General features: G+C 60.9%; 17 protein-coding genes. 11 read left to right on the top strand and 6 right to left on the bottom strand.

The features are described from left to right. Positions 1 to 212: 212 nt before the first annotated feature. Positions 213 to 1,541 (bottom strand): dihydroorotase, encoded by a 1,329-nt coding sequence (locus QB905_RS06050; protein ID WP_282973666.1) that lies wholly within the window; start codon positions 1,539 to 1,541, stop codon positions 213 to 215. Between the two features lie 77 nt (positions 1,542 to 1,618). Then, the gene (locus tag QB905_RS06055) at positions 1,619 to 2,608 is read right to left on the bottom strand and encodes a glycosyltransferase family 9 protein (RefSeq protein WP_282973667.1); all 990 of its coding nucleotides are present in this window, start codon (positions 2,606 to 2,608) and stop codon (positions 1,619 to 1,621) included. 38 nt (positions 2,609 to 2,646) lie between these two features. Between QB905_RS06055 and ygfZ the strand changes: the two genes are divergently transcribed. The 5 genes from ygfZ (at position 2,647) to QB905_RS06080 (ending at position 6,713) form a co-directional block, all read left to right on the top strand. Next, a complete protein-coding gene (gene ygfZ / locus QB905_RS06060) occupies positions 2,647 to 3,495 on the top strand; it encodes a CAF17-like 4Fe-4S cluster assembly/insertion protein YgfZ (RefSeq protein ID WP_282973668.1) in 849 nt (282 codons plus the stop codon). Next, the gene (locus QB905_RS06065) at positions 3,492 to 4,091 is read left to right on the top strand and encodes a DNA-3-methyladenine glycosylase I (RefSeq protein ID WP_282973669.1); all 600 of its coding nucleotides are present in this window, start codon (positions 3,492 to 3,494) and stop codon (positions 4,089 to 4,091) included. The genes ygfZ and QB905_RS06065 overlap by 4 nt, the downstream gene beginning before the upstream one ends. A 29-nt stretch (positions 4,092 to 4,120) precedes the next feature. Next, positions 4,121 to 4,681, top strand: coding sequence for a DUF805 domain-containing protein (locus QB905_RS06070; protein ID WP_282973670.1), 561 nt, complete (start codon positions 4,121 to 4,123; stop codon positions 4,679 to 4,681). Between the two features lie 34 nt (positions 4,682 to 4,715). Next, positions 4,716 to 5,330, top strand: coding sequence for a ribonuclease HII (locus QB905_RS06075; RefSeq protein ID WP_282973671.1), 615 nt, complete (start codon positions 4,716 to 4,718; stop codon positions 5,328 to 5,330). A 273-nt stretch (positions 5,331 to 5,603) separates the two neighbouring features. Then, complete coding sequence (locus QB905_RS06080) at positions 5,604 to 6,713, top strand: site-specific DNA-methyltransferase (protein WP_282973672.1); 1,110 nt, start codon at positions 5,604 to 5,606, stop codon at positions 6,711 to 6,713. 153 nt (positions 6,714 to 6,866) lie between these two features. On the opposite strand, the gene purD is transcribed toward QB905_RS06080, so the two are convergent. Both purD and QB905_RS06090 read right to left on the bottom strand, forming a co-directional pair. After that, positions 6,867 to 8,132 (bottom strand): phosphoribosylamine--glycine ligase, encoded by a 1,266-nt coding sequence (gene purD, locus QB905_RS06085; RefSeq protein ID WP_282973674.1) that lies wholly within the window; start codon positions 8,130 to 8,132, stop codon positions 6,867 to 6,869. Positions 8,133 to 8,189: 57 nt separating this feature from the next. After that, positions 8,190 to 10,247, bottom strand: coding sequence for a GAF domain-containing hybrid sensor histidine kinase/response regulator (locus tag QB905_RS06090; RefSeq protein WP_282973676.1), 2,058 nt, complete (start codon positions 10,245 to 10,247; stop codon positions 8,190 to 8,192). Positions 10,248 to 10,391: 144 nt separating this feature from the next. Between QB905_RS06090 and xseA the strand changes: the two genes are divergently transcribed. The 6 genes from xseA to QB905_RS06120 all read left to right on the top strand — a co-directional run bounded on the left by xseA (position 10,392) and on the right by QB905_RS06120 (position 16,079). Next, on the top strand, positions 10,392 to 11,921 hold the full coding sequence (gene xseA / locus QB905_RS06095) for an exodeoxyribonuclease VII large subunit (RefSeq protein WP_282973677.1): 1,530 nt from the start codon (positions 10,392 to 10,394) through the stop codon (positions 11,919 to 11,921). 37 nt (positions 11,922 to 11,958) lie between these two features. Next, positions 11,959 to 12,207 carry a DUF2093 domain-containing protein gene (locus QB905_RS06100; RefSeq protein ID WP_282973678.1) on the top strand — a complete coding sequence of 83 codons (249 nt, stop codon included), beginning with the start codon at positions 11,959 to 11,961 and terminating at the stop codon, positions 12,205 to 12,207. Then, positions 12,204 to 13,025: a M23 family metallopeptidase gene (locus QB905_RS06105; protein WP_282973679.1), complete on the top strand. Its 822-nt coding sequence runs from the start codon at positions 12,204 to 12,206 to the stop codon at positions 13,023 to 13,025. The genes QB905_RS06100 and QB905_RS06105 overlap by 4 nt, the downstream gene beginning before the upstream one ends. A gap of 100 nt (positions 13,026 to 13,125) precedes the next feature. Beyond that, on the top strand, positions 13,126 to 13,620 hold the full coding sequence (locus QB905_RS06110) for a response regulator (protein ID WP_282973681.1): 495 nt from the start codon (positions 13,126 to 13,128) through the stop codon (positions 13,618 to 13,620). Positions 13,621 to 13,731: 111 nt separating this feature from the next. After that, positions 13,732 to 15,015 carry a flagella assembly cyclic-di-GMP phosphodiesterase TipF gene (gene tipF / locus QB905_RS06115; RefSeq protein ID WP_282973682.1) on the top strand — a complete coding sequence of 428 codons (1,284 nt, stop codon included), beginning with the start codon at positions 13,732 to 13,734 and terminating at the stop codon, positions 15,013 to 15,015. Positions 15,016 to 15,206: 191 nt separating this feature from the next. Next, the gene (locus tag QB905_RS06120) at positions 15,207 to 16,079 is read left to right on the top strand and encodes a TIGR01459 family HAD-type hydrolase (RefSeq protein WP_282973683.1); all 873 of its coding nucleotides are present in this window, start codon (positions 15,207 to 15,209) and stop codon (positions 16,077 to 16,079) included. Here QB905_RS06120 and QB905_RS06125 read toward each other — a convergent pair whose 3' ends face one another. Both QB905_RS06125 and QB905_RS06130 read right to left on the bottom strand, forming a co-directional pair. Then, a complete protein-coding gene (locus QB905_RS06125; RefSeq protein WP_282973685.1) occupies positions 16,080 to 16,538 on the bottom strand; it encodes a GNAT family N-acetyltransferase in 459 nt (152 codons plus the stop codon). It lies immediately after the preceding gene. A gap of 148 nt (positions 16,539 to 16,686) precedes the next feature. Next, positions 16,687 to 17,622: a protein phosphatase CheZ gene (locus tag QB905_RS06130; RefSeq protein ID WP_282973686.1), complete on the bottom strand. Its 936-nt coding sequence runs from the start codon at positions 17,620 to 17,622 to the stop codon at positions 16,687 to 16,689. Positions 17,623 to 17,646: the final 24 nt, after the last annotated feature.

The following is a 17,646-nucleotide window of genomic DNA, read 5'->3' on the forward strand; positions in this document are numbered from 1 at the left end:
GGAAAAACATGATGCGTAAGCAAAGACTTAGAGCGAGATCACGAGTCTATCTAAAGTCATCTTGCTCTAAAGTACCTGCCAGCGACGCCGCCTCGTCACCTTTCAAAGGATTTGAAGCCAGAGCCTTGAGTCGCATGATAGCCGGCAAGCGCAGCGGGTACTAAAGTACCCGCAAGCGACGACTGCGTATCAGGCGGCCAAGGATCGCCGCTTCAAAGGGTTTCCATGAAACGACACGCCTCACCCTGCGACGGCCCGACGATCTCGTCGTCGCGCATCACCACCTTGCCGCGGATGATGGTGGCCTTGGGCCAGCCGGTCACTTCCATGCCATCAAACGGCGTCCAGCGGCTCTTGGTGCGCATATCGGCATGGCGCAAAACGCGCTTGTGGTTGAGATCGACGAGCGTAACGTCACCGTCATAGCCCTCGGCCATGCGGCCCTTATTGGCCACGCCGAAGACCCGCTGCGCCCCGCCCGAGGTCAGATCGACCAGCCGTTCCAGCGACAGACGACCATTGGCGACATGGTTGAGCATGACCGGCAGCAACGTCTGCACCCCCGGCATACCCGAAGGCGATTGCGGATAGGGCTTGGCCTTTTCTTCCAGCGTATGCGGCGCGTGGTCGGAGCCCAGCACGTCGGCAATGCCGCCGGTGATGCCACGCCACAGACCCTCGACATGATAACGGTCGCGGATCGGCGGGTTCATCTGGGCCATGCCCTTCAGCCTTTCATAGGCTTCCGGCGCTTCCAGAGTCAGGTGCTGCGGCGTCAGCTCAACGGTCGCTACGTCCTTGTGATCCTTGAGGAATTCGATCTCCTCGCGCGTGGTGACATGCAGAACATGGATGCGTTTGCCCGCCTCGCGCGCCAGCCGCACCAGACGATGGGTGGACTGGATGGCCGTTTGCGGATCACGCACGAAATCATGGCTCGTCCAGTCGCCTTCGCGGGCCAGAGAACGGCGCTCGGCCAGCCGGTATTCGTCCTCGGAATGGAAGGTGGCGCGGCGGCGCACCGCCCCCAGCACAGCCGCCACGCCCGCATCATCGGCGATCAGCAGGGTTCCGGTCGAAGCGCCCATGAACACCTTGACGCCGCAGCAGCCTTGCAGCCGCTCCAGATCGCCGAGATGATGGATATTGGCGTGGGTGCCGCCGACATAAAAGGCGTGGTCGCAGTGCATCCGGTGATGGGCGCGCTTCAGCTTGTCGGCAAAGGCTTCGGGATCGGTCGTCGTCGGATTGGTGTTGGGCATTTCGAACACGGCCACCACCCCGCCCATCACGGCGCATTGCGATCCGGTCTCCAGGTCTTCCTTCCATTCCAGCCCCGGCTCGCGGAAATGCACCTGGGTGTCGATCACGCCCGGCATGGCCAGCAGGCCGCTGGCGTCGAAGATCTCACCCGCCGAAGCCTGAGACAGGTCGCCGAACGCCGCGAACTTGCCGTTCGTGATGCCGATGTCGCCCCTGCCCCGCCCGGCATGGTTGATGATGTCGGCATTGCGGATAATCAGGTCAAATGTCTGGGCCATAGCCACGCCTCCATCAATTTTGTTGTGCGCTAACGCTGCGCTGCTTGAGCGCGATGTCGGCATTGCGGATAATCAGGTCAAATGTCTGGGCCATCGGATGTTTCCTCGTTTTTCGGTATCGCCGTCAGGATCGAGTCATAGACCTTATCGACCGGTAAATCCAACATATGACAGGCGTTTTGCTTCAATTTCGGGTCAACAAGACGAATCTCGTCAAGACTGCGCGGGCCGCGCACCTTACGCACATTCGGCCCTGCCGGGCCTTCCGCCTCATCCGAGGGGCCGTAAAGCCCGATGGCCGGAATATGGGCCGCCGCCGCCAGATGCAGCCAGATTTCATCATTGCCGACAAACAGCTTTGCGTGACGCAGGGCGGCATAGAGGTTGAGCGCATCGATACTGTCGGATGTTTCCAGCACCTGGGCGCGCGTCGTGGCCAGGCTCAGCGCCATCAGTGTGTCATGTTCGGCACCGTGGCCGATCACCAGCAGGCGATGACCGGCAAACAGTCCGCCCTTGCGGGTCAGGCGCGCCGCCAGCACGGCGAAACGCTCGGTGGGCCAGCGTCGCCCCAGCCAGCCAGCGCCCGGCGCCATAATGATGAAGGGCGCAGCCTCTCGGCCATTGTCGATCAGACCACGCACACGGGCTTCGCGCCGCGGCGACACGCGCAGACCGGGATAGACCTCGGCCTCATCGAGATGCAGGGCCCGGCATATCTGCGTCAGAGCCGAGGCGCTGTCATTGGGATTGAACGAAAAGCGCGTTTTCGCCTTCATCATGCGCGCAATCATCGAAGGGCCGAGATCAATGCAAAGCCCCCATTTGCGCCGCGACAGCTCGCTTAACGATCCCAGCGATCTGAGATTGAAGATCGCGCCGTCAAGGGCTTGTATCTCGGCGATGGAATCGTCATCTTGGAACAGTTCGGCCGCGAAGGGCGTGGTGGCCAGGGTGATACGGGCGTGCGGTATTTCCTGCTTGAGGCGCGTGATCACGCCGCCCAGGCTGAGCGCGCGGGCCGGTTCGCAAAAGGCCAGAAGCAGAATCGGGAAAGCCTTTGTCATGCCCCATTGTCAGTTCGAAAGCGTTTCATAGCAAGACCATGTCCATCGCCACCCTTACCTATCGCGGATTACTGTCCGTTTCCGGCCCCGACCGGGCCAGTTTTCTCAAAGGCCTGTGCACGGCCCGAATCGATGATCTGAGCGCAGAGGCGGCGCGTCGGGAATTTCATAAACTGCATTACGGGGCCTTTTTGCGGCCACAGGGCAAGATGATCGCCGATTGCCTGCTGCACGCCGTTGATGCTGATACGATCAGGCTCGATGTTCCGCTTGACGTGCGCGATGAATTGTTCAGCAAACTCAATATGTATAAGCTGCGCGCTAAGGTAACGATTGAGAAGATCGATGCAGCGGTTTGTGCGGCGCTGGATGAACTGCCCGAAGGCTATATGGCCGATCCGCGCAGCCTGATCACCGGCGGCCTCTATGGCCGCGCCTATGGCCATGCCCATACACAGGCAGCCAGTGACGGCGACTGGCAGACCTTCCGCCATGCACTGGGGCTGGCCGAAGGTGGGGCGGATTTCGGCCCGGACGAACTGTACGCCATCGACGCCAATCTCGATGTGCTGAACGCGATTGATTTCCACAAGGGCTGCTATGTCGGGCAGGAACTGACCTCGCGCATGAAAAGGCGCGGCCAGATCAAGACCCGCATCCTGCCCCTGCGGCATCCGGGCAGGCTGGAAAAAGGCGCGGAGATCCTGACCGGTGAACGCAAAATCGGCGAAGTTTTAAGCGGCGGACGCGGCCTGTCCCTGGGCCTGATGCGACTCGACCGGCTGGGCGGGGACGCCACCTGTCAGGGTCAGTCCGTGGCGATCATGACGCCCGACTGGCTGCGGGAAGTCCTGCCCGACCAGGACACCCCAAAGGAAAATCAATGATGGATAAAACGCGCTGTCACTGGCCGGGGCAAGACCCGCTCTATATCGCCTACCACGATGAGGAATGGGGCGTGCCCGAATATGATCCGCGCGCCCTGTGGGAAAAACTGGTGCTCGATGGTTTTCAGGCGGGGCTGTCGTGGATCACCATCCTGCGCAAGCGTGACTCTTTACGCGAAGCCTTTGCCGGTTTCGATCCCGAAAAGGTGGCGCGTTTCAATGAGGCCGACATCGAACGGCTGATGAACAATGCAAGTATTATCCGCTCACGCGCCAAGATCGTATCAGCCATTGATTCGGCGCGCATCACGCTTGATTTACGTGAAAAAGGCGTCAGCTTCACCGACCTGATCTGGCAGGTTCAGGATCACCGTCCGCTGATCAACTCTTTCGACGACCGCACACAGGTGCCCGCCGAGACGGCCACCTCACGCGAACTGGCCAAGCTGCTGAAATCGCATGGCTATAAGTTTTGCGGCCCGGTGATCACCTATGCCTTCATGCAGGCGGTCGGCATGGTCAATGATCATCTCGTCACCTGTTTTCGCCATGATGAGATCGCAACCGAGATTGCGAAAGCCTATGAACTGCCGTAAGGCTCTGCCGGGCTATATGGGGAAGTTTTATGGACCTGATGTTCCAGCCGCTGAAACGCTATTTCGATTTTCAGGGGCGTTCGCGGCGCAGCGAATACTGGCTATGGGTGCTGTTCAAGATCATTCTCGGTGCCCTGCTTCTGGCCCTGTCGAGCCTGTTCGTCGGCGGCAGCGGCATCAGCCATATTGCCGGTATCGGCATTGTGGTGCTGTTGCGCGTGCTGGTTTTCTTCATTCTGCTGATCCCTGACATCGCCGTTTCCGTGCGCCGGATGCACGACATCGACCGCACCGGCTGGTGGATCCTGTTTCCGGCCCTGATCACCCTGATCGTGTCGGTCATCTATTTTGCTGTACGCGGAAGTGAATTTCTCGCCGAAATGCAGGCCCTGCGCGACCTGTCGCAGATGAGTGATCCGCAAATTCTCGTCTCGGCCCTGCTGGCCCTGATGGTGCCTTTAATGTGGGTCGTCATACCCACCTTGCTGGCGAAAATCGTCACGCTCGTCTTTCGCTGCACCGACGGCACACCGGGCCCCAACCGCTTCGGCCGCGATCCCAAGGGTCGCGGTGAGGCCGGGGTTTTCTGATGACGGCGGCGGGTGAATCGTCGTAAAAACCGGCATGGCGGATTTCAGCTACGAACTGGCCTTAAGCGGCCTTGTCTGCGGTGTCGATGAGGCCGGGCGCGGCCCGTGCGCCGGGCCTGTCTGCGTGGCCGCCGTCATTCTCGATCCCGCCCGCGTGCCCGAAGGCATCACCGATTCCAAGATGCTCACCGAAAAGCGGCGCTTCGAACTGGAACCGCAGATCAAGGCCAGCGCCATCGCCTGGTCGGTGGTGCATATGAGCATTGACGACATCGAGACGCTCAATATTTTCGGCGCCACGATGGAAGGGATGCGGCGCTGCGTGGCCGCGCTCAACCCGTGCGCCGATCACGCCCTGATCGACGGCAACAAGTGCCCCCCGCTGACCATCCCCTCCACCGCCATCGTCAAGGGTGACCTGAAATCTCTCTCTATCGCCGCCGCCTCGATTTTGGCCAAGACGGCGCGTGACCGCCACATGATCGAAATGGACGCCCTCTATCCTGTTTACGGCTTCAAAAAGCACAAGGGCTATCAGTCGGAACTTCACCTCGAAGCCCTGCGTTTGCATGGCCCCTGCCCGATCCACCGGCCAAGCTGGGCCACGCTGCGCAATCTCGGCGATAACGAGGTGATGGTGGCGGAATGAGCGGGCTGATCGCTCAAAGACGGCATGAAAAGAACAAAGCGGAATCAAAAGTGAGTCTTTTCGGACTCACATCGAAAAAATAGAATCCGCCGATTCCCCGGCATGGTTAATTTAACCCGTCATTAACTCTGGAAAGATTCTAGTCCTTGCGATTCAAGGTCTTAGAGCTTCGATCCGTTTGCATCGGGCCGAAGCTCTAAGACCTTGAATCTCGTTCTTCCTGATCCGAAAAGTGGCCCACTTTTCGGGGAAACGCTCTAGAAAGCTGTCCTTATGACGAAGTCGAAACCTGCGCCCGCCATCCCTGCCCCGCTCAAGCTCGACACCATCCATCTGGGTGAATGTATCGAAGTGCTGAAAAGCCTGCCGGATGCGAGCGTCGATCTGGTTTTCGCCGATCCGCCCTATAATCTCCAGCTCGGCGGCGACCTGCTGCGCCCCGATAATTCCAAGGTCGATGCGGTCGATGATGACTGGGATCAGTTCGCCAGCTTTGAGATCTATGACAGGTTCACGCGCCAATGGATGCGCGAATGCCGCCGCGTGCTGAAGGACGATGGCGCGATCTGGGTCATCGGTTCGTATCACAATATTTTCCGCCTCGGCGTGGCCATGCAGGATCTCGGCTTCTGGGTGATGAATGATGTCATCTGGCGCAAGGCCAATCCCATGCCCAATTTCAAGGGCACGCGCTTTACCAATGCCCACGAAACCCTGATCTGGGCCACCAAGGCCAAGGGCCAGAAGCGCTACACCTTCAATTATGATGCGCTGAAAGCCTTCAATGAAGACACCCAGATGCGCTCCGACTGGTCGATCCCTCTGTGTACCGGCGAAGAGCGCATCAAGGACGAAAACGGCAACAAGGCGCACCCGACGCAAAAGCCGGAATCGCTGCTGTACCGCGTGTTGCTGGCCTGCACCAAACCCGGCCATGTCGTGCTCGATCCCTTCTTCGGCACCGGCACCACAGGGGCCGCCGCCAAGCGCCTGGGCCGCCATTTCATCGGCATCGAACGCGAAGAAACCTACGCCAAGGTGGCGCGCGAACGCATTGAAAAGGTCATCCCGGCCACCGAAAGCGATCTGGCGGTCATGGGCTCGAAAAAGGCCGAGCCGCGCGTGCCTTTCGGTGCTCTGGTCGAGGCCGGTCTGCTGCGTCCCGGCGACATTCTTTATACGCCCAAGGGTGACCGCACGGCGCGCGTCCGTGCCGATGGCTCGCTGGTGCACGGTGAACTGTCCGGTTCGATCCACAAGATGGGCGCGATGATGGAACAGGCCCCGGCCTGCAATGGCTGGACCTACTGGCGCTTCAAATCCGATGCGGGCCTAAAGCCGATCGACGACCTGCGTATGCGCATCCGGGCCAATATCAACTAGAGCGGTTTGCATTCTGATTGAATCGGTCAAAGGCATGCAACCCGCTCTACATTTTACGTTTTTCCGCATCTCGCATTCAATTTGTAAGTCAAATGAAACGCGCGTTGCTCTCGTCACTCGCCTCACCTAATCTAGACGCCCAAAGACCGCGATTTACAATGCGCGGTGGGCGATGTCGGTACGGTAGAATCCCCCTGGCCAGTCGATGCGGGCAATGGCAGCATAGGCGCGGTCGCGCGCTTCGCGGATGGTTTTGCCGCGCGCGCAGATATTGAGCACACGGCCACCGGCGGCGCGCAAAGTGCCATCGGCATGAAGGCTGGTGCCGGCGTGAAACACGGTGACATCCGAACCGAAATCGGCGTCCGCGCCACGGATGACCGAGCCGGATAAGGGGCTGTCGGGATAGCCCTTGGCGGCAAAGACCACGCAGACCGCTGCATCATCATACCACTCAGGGGCGGGCAGGTTTTTTAAGCCCCCGGTGGCCGAGGCCTTGAGATAGGGCACAATGTCGCTTTTCAGACGCAGCATCAGCACCTGGCATTCGGGATCGCCGAAGCGGGCATTATATTCGACCAGACGCGGCGCGCCGTCTTCGATCATCAGGCCCGCATAGAGCACGCCCTTATACGGATGGCCCTCGGCCTTCATGCCCGCCATCGTCGGGTTGAGAATGTCCTCGGTTGTACGTTTGAGCAGGTCGGGCGTCACCACAGGGGCCGGCGAATAGGTGCCCATGCCGCCGGTATTGGGGCCGGTATCGCCATCAAAAGCGCGCTTGTGATCCTGCGCCCAGCCAAACAGAAGGGCGGTTTCGCCGTCGCACAGGGCAAAGACCGAAGCCTCCTCGCCGGTCATGAATTCCTCAATGACGATCTGCGAGCTGGCGGGGCCATAGCGTCCGCCGAGCATGGCCTCCACCTCGGCCACGGCGTCCTGATAATCGGGCGAAATGGCCACGCCCTTGCCGGCGGCCAGACCATCGGCCTTGATGACATAGGGCGGGTTGTAGGTTTTGAGGAAGTCGCGCGCCTCAGCCACATTGTCAAACGTTTCCGATTGCGCGGTCGGGATGGCGTGGCGCTGGCAGAAATCCTTGGTGAAGGCTTTCGACGATTCGAGCCGTGCAGCAGCACGCATCGGGCCAAAGCATGGGATGCGCGCATCGGCCAGGGCGTCGGCCAGACCTTCAGCCAGGGCGCTTTCCGGCCCGACCACGACGAGATCGGCGGCCATGTCACGCGCCAGCCCGACAAGGCCCGCCACATCGGTGGCCTTGATGTCGCGGCATTCGGCCAGAGACGCCATGCCCGGATTGCCGGGCGCAACGACGAGGCGTCTGACCAGCGGTGACTGGGCGATTTTCCATGCCAGGGCGTGTTCGCGGCCGCCCGAACCGATCAGCAGAATGTTCATGGCTTTCCGCCTAAAGCCTTCGCGTCGAAAAATCCATAAGCAATTTCTTGGAAGCTATCAAACCGCCAGCCGCGCCGGGGCATCGCCTTCGAGGCAGCGATAAAGGGTGGCGTAGAATTGCGGCAGGTCGATCGGTTTGGACAGGACACCGGTAAAGCCGCAGGCGTGTGCGTCTTCCGGCAGCTTCTGCGCCGCCGCCGTCAGGGCCACAATGGCCGATGGCCTGCGGTCGCCGTCCCAGCCGGTCATGGCGCGCGTGGCCGAAATACCATCAAGCACCGGCATCTGGATGTCCATGAAGACCAGATCGAAATGGGTTTTTTCGCACATGGCCACGGCCTCGGCGCCATCGCAGGCCTCGTAAATATCGAGGCCGTAGTCCTTGAGCAGCAGCCGGATCAGTTCGCGGTTGATCGGGTGGTCATCGACGATCAGCACCTTGCGGTCTTCGAGGAAGACCGGGCGCAGGTCGCGCTTCACAACCGGCGCGGGCGCCACGGCCACGGCAGCCGGAATTTCCAGCCAGAAGCAGCTTCCCTCACCCGGGGCCGATTCGACGCCGATCTCGCCGCCCATCAGCCGGACGATCTCATAGCAGATCGACAGGCCGAGCCCAGATCCGCCATATTTGCGGTTGATGCTGTTATCGACCTGATTGAAGCGCTTGAACAGGCGCGCCTGCTGCAAAGGCGAAAGTCCCGGCCCGGAATCACGCACCTCGACGCGCAGCCGCGTCTGCGCGCCTTCGCCGTGCAAGACCAGTTTGAGATCGACATAGCCGTTTTGCGTGAACTTGCAGGCATTGCCGACCAGATTATACAGAACCTGCCGCATCCGCGTGTCGTCGAGCATCAGCCACAGGGGCGCATCGGGGCGGCTGACGAAGCTGAGATCGACATGGCGGCTGGTGGTCAGGGCCGCGAACTGCTCGATAATATCGTCGGCCAGGGCGCGGCAATCAATAGCCTGCGGATTGAGCGTCACCTGACCGGCTTCGAGCTTGGAAAAATCGAGCACATCGGTGACCAGACTGAGCAAGGCCTCGCCCGCCTTGTTGATGCGGCCAATATAGTGGCGTGCATCCTTGGGCAGGTCGGTCACGCCGGTCAGCAGATTGGCATAGCCGAGAATCGTGGTCAGCGGCGTGCGGATTTCATGGCTCATATTGGCCAGAAAATCGGATTTAGCTTGCTGATGCGCCTCGGCCTGCGCCTTGGCGGCGCGCAGGGTTTCCTCGACATGGCTCTGTTCGGTAATGTCTTCGAGAATGCCGAACAGCCATTCCGGGCGACCCGCCTCGTCCGTTTCGACCATGCCTTTCGAATAGACGATGCGCTCCTCGCCATCGGCGCGCATCAGACGCGCCTCGAAGTGGAAATCCTCGCCCAGGTCCATCGCCTGCTGAACGCAATTGGTGACAAGGACGCGGTCAAACGGATGAAAGTGGTCGGGGGCGCTGATCAGGTCGGGCGTGTAATCCTCACGGTTGAGGCCGTGAATGGCATAGACGCCGCGCGACCAGAAACATTCGCGTGTGCGCACATGGATCTGCCAGTAGCCGACCCCGGCCACCTCTTCCATCAGTTCGAGCTTGCGCTGACCTTCCTGCAATTTGCGGATGGCGGCCTTGCGCACCAGTCCGTCCTTGCGCTGGGCGATCAGCAGCGACACGCTTTCGGCCATCATGCGCAGATGGCGCACCTGCGCCGCGCTGAAATCGCGCGGGCGGCTATCCAGGATGCAGAATGTGCCGACCAGAGCGCCTTCATAGCGCAAGGGCGCACCGGCATAGAAGCGGACATGCGGCGCACAGATCACGAACGGATTATCGGCGAAGCGCGCGTCTTCACATGTGTCGGGCACCACCAGCACATCGCCTTTTTCCAGCGTATGCACACAAAAGGACAGGCAGGCGGGCACTTCGTTGAAATCGATGCCGATATGCGATTTGAACCAGTGGCGTTCACCATCGGCCAGCGCAATCAGCACGATCGGCGCCTCAAAAATATCGGCGGCCAGCCTGGCCATCTGATCGAAGCTGGCTTCGGGTTCAGACTCGACGATCTCCAGTGCCTGCAAGGTGTTGAAGCGTTTCAGTTCCAGATCCAGTGACATATCATACATGGTGATTAAAAAGGAAAACTCTACACGCCTTACTGGTAATCACACTAGCTTCTTGCCTCTGAAGACTTCCTGAAGAGGTAAGGCTAACAGCGTTTTAAATCTGTCATCAGCGATGAAATCGGCTAGATTGACCCCATGTCCAACGACCTGCCCATGCCCCCCGATTCGTCCGCCGCCGCTTCACCCGGCGGCAATGCCCCCGCCTATTCGGTGTCGGAACTGGCCGGCGCGCTGAAACGCACGCTCGAACAGGCCTATGACCATGTGCGGCTGCGCGGCGAAATCTCCAAGGTGACGCGCCATGCCTCAGGCCATGTGTATCTGACCCTGAAGGACGACAAGGCCGCCATTGACGGCGTGGTTTGGAAGGGGCAGGTGTCGCGCCTGCAAACCCAGCCGGAAAGCGGGCTGGAAGTGATCATCACCGGCCGCATCACCACCTTTCCGGCCTCGTCGAAATACCAGATCGTCATCGAAGCGATGGAGGTGGCGGGCATAGGCGCGCTGCTGGCCCAGCTTGAGCGCGTCAAGAAAAAGCTCCACGCCGAGGGCTTGTTCGCCTCGGAACGCAAGCGCGCCCTGCCCTTTGCGCCGCGCACCATCGGCGTCATCACCTCGCCCACCGGGGCGGTGATCCGCGACATCTTACACCGCATCCGCGACCGCTGGCCCTGCCGCGTGGTGGTGTGGCCCGTCGTGGTGCAGGGCGAACAGGCGGCGGGTCAGGTGATCCGCGCCCTGCAAGGCTTTGAGAACGGACAGGTGGCGCGTCCTGACGTGATCATCGTGGCGCGCGGCGGCGGTTCGGTTGAGGATCTGTGGCCGTTCAATGATGAAAACCTGGCCCGCGCCGTCGCGGCCTGCACCATCCCGGTCATCTCGGCCGTCGGCCACGAAACCGACACCACCCTGATCGACTATGTCAGCGACCGGCGCGCCCCCACCCCCACCGGCGCGGCGGAAATCGCCACGCCGGTGATTGGCGAACTGCGCGCCTTCACCGCCGATCTCGAACGCCGCCGTCAGGCCAGTTTCAGCCACCAGATGCAGATGCGCCTTGAGCGCCTGAGCCTGTTGGCGCGCGCCCTGCCCCGCCCTCAGGATATGATCGACACCGCCCAGCAAAGGCTCGATTTCGTGGCCCATCGGCTGGCGGGCGGGCTGACGGCCAATCTCAGCGCCCACGATACCGCCCTGACGCGCGTGACCGCCCGTTTCCGCCCCGGCCTGCTCGAAAACCCGCGCCGCCTCAAGGGGCAGCAACTGACGCAACTGGCCGAACGTGCGACCCGCGCCATGCGGCGCAAGCTGGCCTTAAGCCAAAGCCATGCCCGCCTGCCCGAACTGCACGCCCGCATGACCGATGCCGTGCAGCGGTCTTTGAACCAGCGCGCCGACCGGCTGAAAAGCCTTGAGCAATTGCGCTTAAGCCTCAATCCCGACCGTCCGCTTGATCTCGGCTTTGCCCGCGTCAACCGGCCCGGCGGCGAACTGATCACCGCGCCGCATGGGCTCGCGGCGGGCGAAGGCCTCGTTCTGACCTTCAAGGGCCAGCAAAAGCTCGATGTCACGGTAGGCGCGGACGGGACACCATCAGCCCCACAAACGCCCCCGGCGAAAAAGAAACCCGCGCCGCCACTTCCCGCACAAGGCAGCCTGTTCTGATCTTGATCCGTCCGCACAACGCGCCTATGTTGGGGGTATGAACATGCACACTCCCTTGCCCGGTCAAGCTGTCCTGCACTATGGCGATGGCGACTTCACGATCATGCGCCCCGGCCAGTTCGTGATCTGCGCCATTTCCGGCCGTCAGGTGCCGCTCGACGCCCTGCGTTACTGGAACCCGCGCACCCAGGAAGCCTATGCCGGGCCGGAAGAGGCCACGATCGCCTGGAAGCGCCAAAACAACACGAATCAGGATCATCCGACTGCGGATCAAACCGCCGGATGATCGTCAATCGCCGCACCGTGCTGGCCATGACAGCCGGACTGGCGGCAACAGGCGTTGCGCGGGCGCAGACAGCCCTCAATCTGCCTTTCCAGCTCAGGGGCCGCTTCACACAGGGCGGCTGGTGCGTCGGGCGCGCTCTGCCCGACACTGAACTGACGGTCGATGGCCGTTTGCGCGGCCGCACCGCCCCCGACGGCCTCTTCTATGTCGGTTTTGACCGCGATGCCCCCGCTGCCTGCACGATCCGTTGCGCGGGCCAGGACGCCACGCTCGCCATCGCGCCGGTCACCTATGACGTGCAGCGCGTCGATGGCCTGCCGCAGGATACGGTGACCCCCAGGGGACAGGCCCTGCTCGACCGCATCGGCCGCGAATGGCTGCTGAAGAACGTCGCCTTCGCCAGCCATGATGACAGCGAACACTTCAAAAACGGCTTTATCTGGCCGCTGAAAACCTTCATTGTTTCAGGACATTTCGGCAATCAGCGCATCCTGAACGGTAAGCCTTCCAGCCCGCATATGGGCTTTGACATGGCCGCCCCCATCGGCACGCCGATCCATGCGCCACAGGACGGTCTGGTGGTGCTGGCGCAGGCCGATATGTTTTATGAGGGCGGGCTGATTTTCATCGATCACGGCCAGGGCGCCATCTCGATGTATCTGCATCAGTCGGCAGTTCTGGTGAAGCTGGGTCAGCGTGTGCGTCAGGGCCAGTTGATCGGCCGCGTCGGTGACCGGGGCCGCGCCACCGGCCCGCACCTGTGCTGGCGGCTGAAATGGAGCGACCGCCACCTCGATCCCAGCCTGATGGTGGCCTGACAGGCGAAATATTCGCTTGAAATGCACACCGCACTCAGCATAACAGCATTACGTTTTTCGCACCGATCCGTGCAACCCCTGATACCTGCCTGAAATAACCATGGCCGATTACAGCAGTCTGAAAATTCTTCTGATCGAAGACAACCAGCATATGCGTTCCATTGTATCGGCCATTCTCAATGGGTCGGGGATTCGCCATGTCCGCGAGGCGCGTGACGGTGCCGAAGGGCTCGATCTGTTGCGCCAGTATCCGGCCGACATCGCCCTGGTCGATTTCAACATGGATCCGATTGATGGCGTCGAATTCACGCGGATGCTGCGCAATGCGCCCGATTCGTCCAATCCCTATCTGCCGGTGGTGATGATCACCGGCCATTCCGAGCGGTCGCGCGTGATGCAGGCGCGCGACAGCGGCGTCAATGAATTCGTGGTCAAACCTTTGACGGCGCGCGCGCTTTTGGGCCGCCTCGATTCGGTGATCATGCGCCCCCGGCCCTTCATTCGTTGCAAGAGCTATTTCGGCCCCGACCGCCGCCGCAAAAGCGATCAGAGTTATCCCGGCCCCTATCGCCGTAACACCGACGCGATGGCCTGAATTTTAACAACTTGTTTATAAGTGTTAATGCGGACTATCGCCGCCGCCGGATTCACCCCATAGTTGCCTACGAATCGGTCTTGATTCGTGCTGACCGCCTGGGACAATCTCATGGGTAAACTGACCCCGCTTATTCTCACGGCCACCTATATCGTGCTCAGCCTGAGCATAGCGGCCATGATCTTCAATGGCGGCTCCGATTTCGGCACGGCCATCGCCGCCCTGCTCGGCACGCTGGGCGTCTGTTTCGCCTTCCATACCTTCGCGGTTCAGCACCTGGCCGAGCGCCGCATCGTCAAGGACATCGACAGCGTGCGCGAGGCGCACCGCCTGATGGTCGATGCCATTGATTCCACGCAAAAAGATATGGTCGAGCTGGCCGAGCGCGTGCAGGAAAACCGCATGACGCGCTCCGATGAGCTGACCTCCGAAGTGCGGATGCTCGAAGATCTGGTCAAGAAACTCGGCGAAAGCATCGAAGACCGCCTCGATAGCTGGACGGGTGGCGCCACGGTGGTGCCCCTGCACCATGCGCCGGGTATCCATGCCCGTGAACAGCAGGCCATCGCGCTGATCGAAACCATCCGCGAGGCCCTGATCGCCAACCGCGTCGATCTGTATCTGCAACCGGTCGTCAGCCTGCCGCAGCGCAAGACCATTTTTTACGAAAGCTTCTCGCGCCTGCGTGACGCCACGGGCCGCGTTCTGATGCCCGCCGAATATTTAAGTGTGGCCGACGCCGAAGGGCTGGTGCCGTCGATTGACAATCTGCTTCTGTTCCGCTGCGTGCAGATTGTGCGCCGTCTGGCCAAGCAGGACCGCCGCATCGGTATCTTCTGCAATATTTCGCTGACCTCCTTGCGCGACGAAACCTTCTTCCCGCAATTCCTCGAATTCCTCAGCGAAAACCGTGACCTGTCCGGCTCGCTGATTTTTGAGCTGGGTCAGGACGCCTTTGCCGGACGCGCTTCGGTGGAGGCGCGCAACATGGCCAAGCTGGCCGATCTCGGCTTCCGCTTCTCGCTCGACAAGGTGGCGAGCATCGATTTCGACCTTCAGGATCTGCATCGCTCTGATGTGCGCTATGTCAAGATCGGCGCGGGCCTTCTGCTCGAACAACTGCTCGATGTGGCGGGCAAGCCGGCGCTGAAATTCCTCAAGGACATCCACGCCGGCGACTATGCCGGTCTGCTGGCCCGCTACGGCATTGAGGTGATCGCCGAAAAGGTCGAAAGCGAAAAGCAGGTGGTCGATATTCTTGAAATCGAGATCGGCTACGCCCAGGGCCATCTGTTTGGCGAACCGCGCGCCATCAAGGAACAGGTGCTGGCCGAAACCGACCCGCCCGCCGGTTTCATCAAATCCACCATGCCGCAGGTGCGGCGACGGGCCTAGAGCAACGAGCGTTTAATTTGACTTACAAATTGAATGCGAGATGCGGAAAAACGTAAAATATAGAGCGGACTGCATGCCTTTGACCGATTCAATCAGAATGCAGACCGCTCTAGGGTTTAGATTTTCGCCTTCCCCTCGCCGCCCCCACCCGCTAAACAGCCCGCAGTCTTTTTGCTGTACGCGAGTCGTTAATGTCCCACCCCGAACTGCTTACCGGCCTGTCGGCAGTCGCCGATCAGTATGACGCCCTGTTCTGCGACATCTGGGGGGTGATCCATAATGGCCGTCAGCATTTTCCGCCCGCCTATGAGGCGCTAAAGCGTTTCAAGGAGATGCGCGGGCCGGTGATCCTGATCTCCAATTCGCCGCGTCCGCGCGACAATCTGATCGCGCAACTGGCCTCACTTGGCATTTATGAGGATGGCTTTTCCGAGGTGGTGTCGTCCGGCGACGCCACGCGCGAATATTTGCGCCAGTTCGCCTCTCAGGGCGCGGGCTGGAAGGTGGGGCCGGAGCGCGACGATGTCATTTATGAAGGTATCGAGATCGATCTGTCGGGCAAGCCCGACACCGCCGCCTTCATTTCCTGCACCGGCCCCTATGACGACGAAAACGACGTGCTGGAGCAATATAGCCACGCCTTCACCATCGCCGCAAAGCGCAGGCTGGTGATGATCTGCGCCAATCCTGACAAGGTGGTGCAGCGCGGCGACAAGATCATCATGTGCGCCGGTTCGCTGGCCGATCTCTATGCCAGCCTCGGCGGGCCGGTGATCATGGCGGGCAAGCCCTATGCACCGATCTATGAGCTTTGCTATGCGGCCACTGAGCGCCTGACCGGCCAGCCTGCCGAGCGCAAACGCATTCTGGCAATCGGCGACGGCCTGCCCACCGATGTGCTGGGGGCCAATGGTCAGGGCCTCGATCTCGTCTTTATCGCCGCCGGCATCCACGCGGTCGAGGCCACGGGCGATGACGGCAAGCTCGATCCGCTACGCCTGAAGGCCCTGCTCGACATGCAGACCGCCGAGGCGAAATATGTGTCTGACGCCCTGCGTTGGTGACTAAACTTCCCGCCGGTACACGATAAAGGCCGATTTGCGCGCCACCTGATCATATAGTCTGCGCGCTGCCCGGTTATGTGCCTGGGTATGCCAATACAGGCGCGGACTGTCGGCGGCTTCGGCGGCGGCGCAGACGGCCAGCACCAGAGCGCGCCCCGCCCCCTGCCGTCGCCCGGCCCGGCCGACGAACAGATCCTGCAAATAGCAGCTATCCGCCACAGCCGAGGTCGAGCGGTGAAAGAGATAATGGGCAAACCCCGTAATCCGGCCCGCGCTTTCGCTGATCAGGGCAAACACCGGTTCGCCCGGATCAAGGCAGCGCGCCCAGGTGGTTTGAGTCACCGCCTCCGGCAGAACCAGATCGCCCGTTCGGCCATAGAAGGTGTTGTAGGCGTCCCACAAGACCCGCCATTGCGCATAATCATCGCTGCGGACGGCCCGGATACGCATATCTGCCATGTCGGTCACGCCTTTCAACACTTTCATCGAAAAGGTAAAAAACGCGACGGCCTATAGCCATCGCGTTCTTCGCACCATCACAAACCTATTGTCCAGCCGATCATCCGGCGCCTCTGCGGGAGCCTGAAGGATGGTGTGGTTTTGCAGATCAGTCGAACAGGGCGTCGATGTCGTCCTGAGAATTGGTCTTCCGCATATCTTCGGACGGCGTATCGAACAAAGAGTCGATATCGTCCTGAGAATTGCCGGGCGCTTCCGCTTCGGGCGCCGGTTTCGGGGCCGGGGCCGGTGTGGCCTTGGCCACGGGCGGAGCCGCCGGTTGCGGCGCAGCCCTGGCTACAGCCGGTTGAAGGTTGGCGGGCTTTACGTCCGCCTTGACTTCAGGAGCCTTGGCCGCCAGGGCGTCAGGCTTGACGGGCTGAGCCGGTTCTTCCACGGCGTCGAACGAATCGAACATGGCATCGATAGCGTCCTGCCCGGTTTCAGGGCCACCGATGGCCGGGCCATTGAGCAGCAGGTCGTGGCGACGCTTTTCTTCGGCGCTCATTTCCAGCGGCCCCGAATCCTCGACACCGAGCGTATTGGCCAGCCGGCCGACGCGCTCTTCGATCTGTTTCAGGACACCGATCACCTTGGACACACGCTGGCCGGTAATATCCTGAAAGGAACAGGCCTCGAAAATCTTCATGACCTCATCATCGACCAGAGCCTTATAGGCCTTGGGGTCGCTGATGTCCGCGCCCATCAGGGCCTCGGCAGAGTTCATGATGGTGTGGGTGGCGGCTTCGGTATCGCGGGTAATGGCTTCCAGTTCCGCGCCGGCGGTCGGAATACGCTCCTGCGAAATGTCGTGGGGCCGCATTTCGCGGATTTCTTCCTTGGCCTTGGCGATATAGCCGGCGATGACGCGAAATTCTTCCGAACGGCGTCTGTCGAGCTGCTGGAAAAAGCCGCGCATCAAAGCGACGAGCGCTTCGGATTGCTGCATCAGATTGATCAGCTTGGGCTCAAGCTCGCCGACCAGAGCGGGGTCAAACCCGTCCAGACCGTCGATGGCGTCCCTGTTCGATGCTGGCAAAGCCATGGTAATCCTACCAAAAATTAAAGT

It is taken from the genome of Asticcacaulis sp. EMRT-3 (genome assembly GCF_030027245.1).
In the GTDB taxonomy this organism is placed as follows: Bacteria; Pseudomonadota; Alphaproteobacteria; order Caulobacterales; family Caulobacteraceae; genus Asticcacaulis.

Coding starts and splice junctions, on each gene's coding strand:
- QB905_RS06110 (WP_282973681.1), top strand. CDS start 13,126: ATGGCCGATTACAGCAGTCTGAAAATTCTTCTGATCGAAGACAACCAG.
- QB905_RS06070 (WP_282973670.1), top strand. CDS start 4,121: ATGGACCTGATGTTCCAGCCGCTGAAACGCTATTTCGATTTTCAGGGG.
- QB905_RS06080 (WP_282973672.1), top strand. CDS start 5,604: ATGACGAAGTCGAAACCTGCGCCCGCCATCCCTGCCCCGCTCAAGCTC.
- purD (WP_282973674.1), bottom strand. CDS start 8,132: ATGAACATTCTGCTGATCGGTTCGGGCGGCCGCGAACACGCCCTGGCA.
- QB905_RS06075 (WP_282973671.1), top strand. CDS start 4,716: ATGGCGGATTTCAGCTACGAACTGGCCTTAAGCGGCCTTGTCTGCGGT.
- xseA (WP_282973677.1), top strand. CDS start 10,392: ATGTCCAACGACCTGCCCATGCCCCCCGATTCGTCCGCCGCCGCTTCA.
- ygfZ (WP_282973668.1), top strand. CDS start 2,647: ATGTCCATCGCCACCCTTACCTATCGCGGATTACTGTCCGTTTCCGGC.
- QB905_RS06065 (WP_282973669.1), top strand. CDS start 3,492: ATGATGGATAAAACGCGCTGTCACTGGCCGGGGCAAGACCCGCTCTAT.
- QB905_RS06130 (WP_282973686.1), bottom strand. CDS start 17,622: ATGGCTTTGCCAGCATCGAACAGGGACGCCATCGACGGTCTGGACGGG.
- QB905_RS06105 (WP_282973679.1), top strand. CDS start 12,204: ATGATCGTCAATCGCCGCACCGTGCTGGCCATGACAGCCGGACTGGCG.
- QB905_RS06100 (WP_282973678.1), top strand. CDS start 11,959: ATGAACATGCACACTCCCTTGCCCGGTCAAGCTGTCCTGCACTATGGC.
- QB905_RS06125 (WP_282973685.1), bottom strand. CDS start 16,538: ATGGCAGATATGCGTATCCGGGCCGTCCGCAGCGATGATTATGCGCAA.
- QB905_RS06055 (WP_282973667.1), bottom strand. CDS start 2,608: ATGACAAAGGCTTTCCCGATTCTGCTTCTGGCCTTTTGCGAACCGGCC.
- QB905_RS06050 (WP_282973666.1), bottom strand. CDS start 1,541: ATGGCCCAGACATTTGACCTGATTATCCGCAATGCCGACATCATCAAC.
- QB905_RS06120 (WP_282973683.1), top strand. CDS start 15,207: ATGTCCCACCCCGAACTGCTTACCGGCCTGTCGGCAGTCGCCGATCAG.
- tipF (WP_282973682.1), top strand. CDS start 13,732: ATGGGTAAACTGACCCCGCTTATTCTCACGGCCACCTATATCGTGCTC.
- QB905_RS06090 (WP_282973676.1), bottom strand. CDS start 10,247: ATGTCACTGGATCTGGAACTGAAACGCTTCAACACCTTGCAGGCACTG.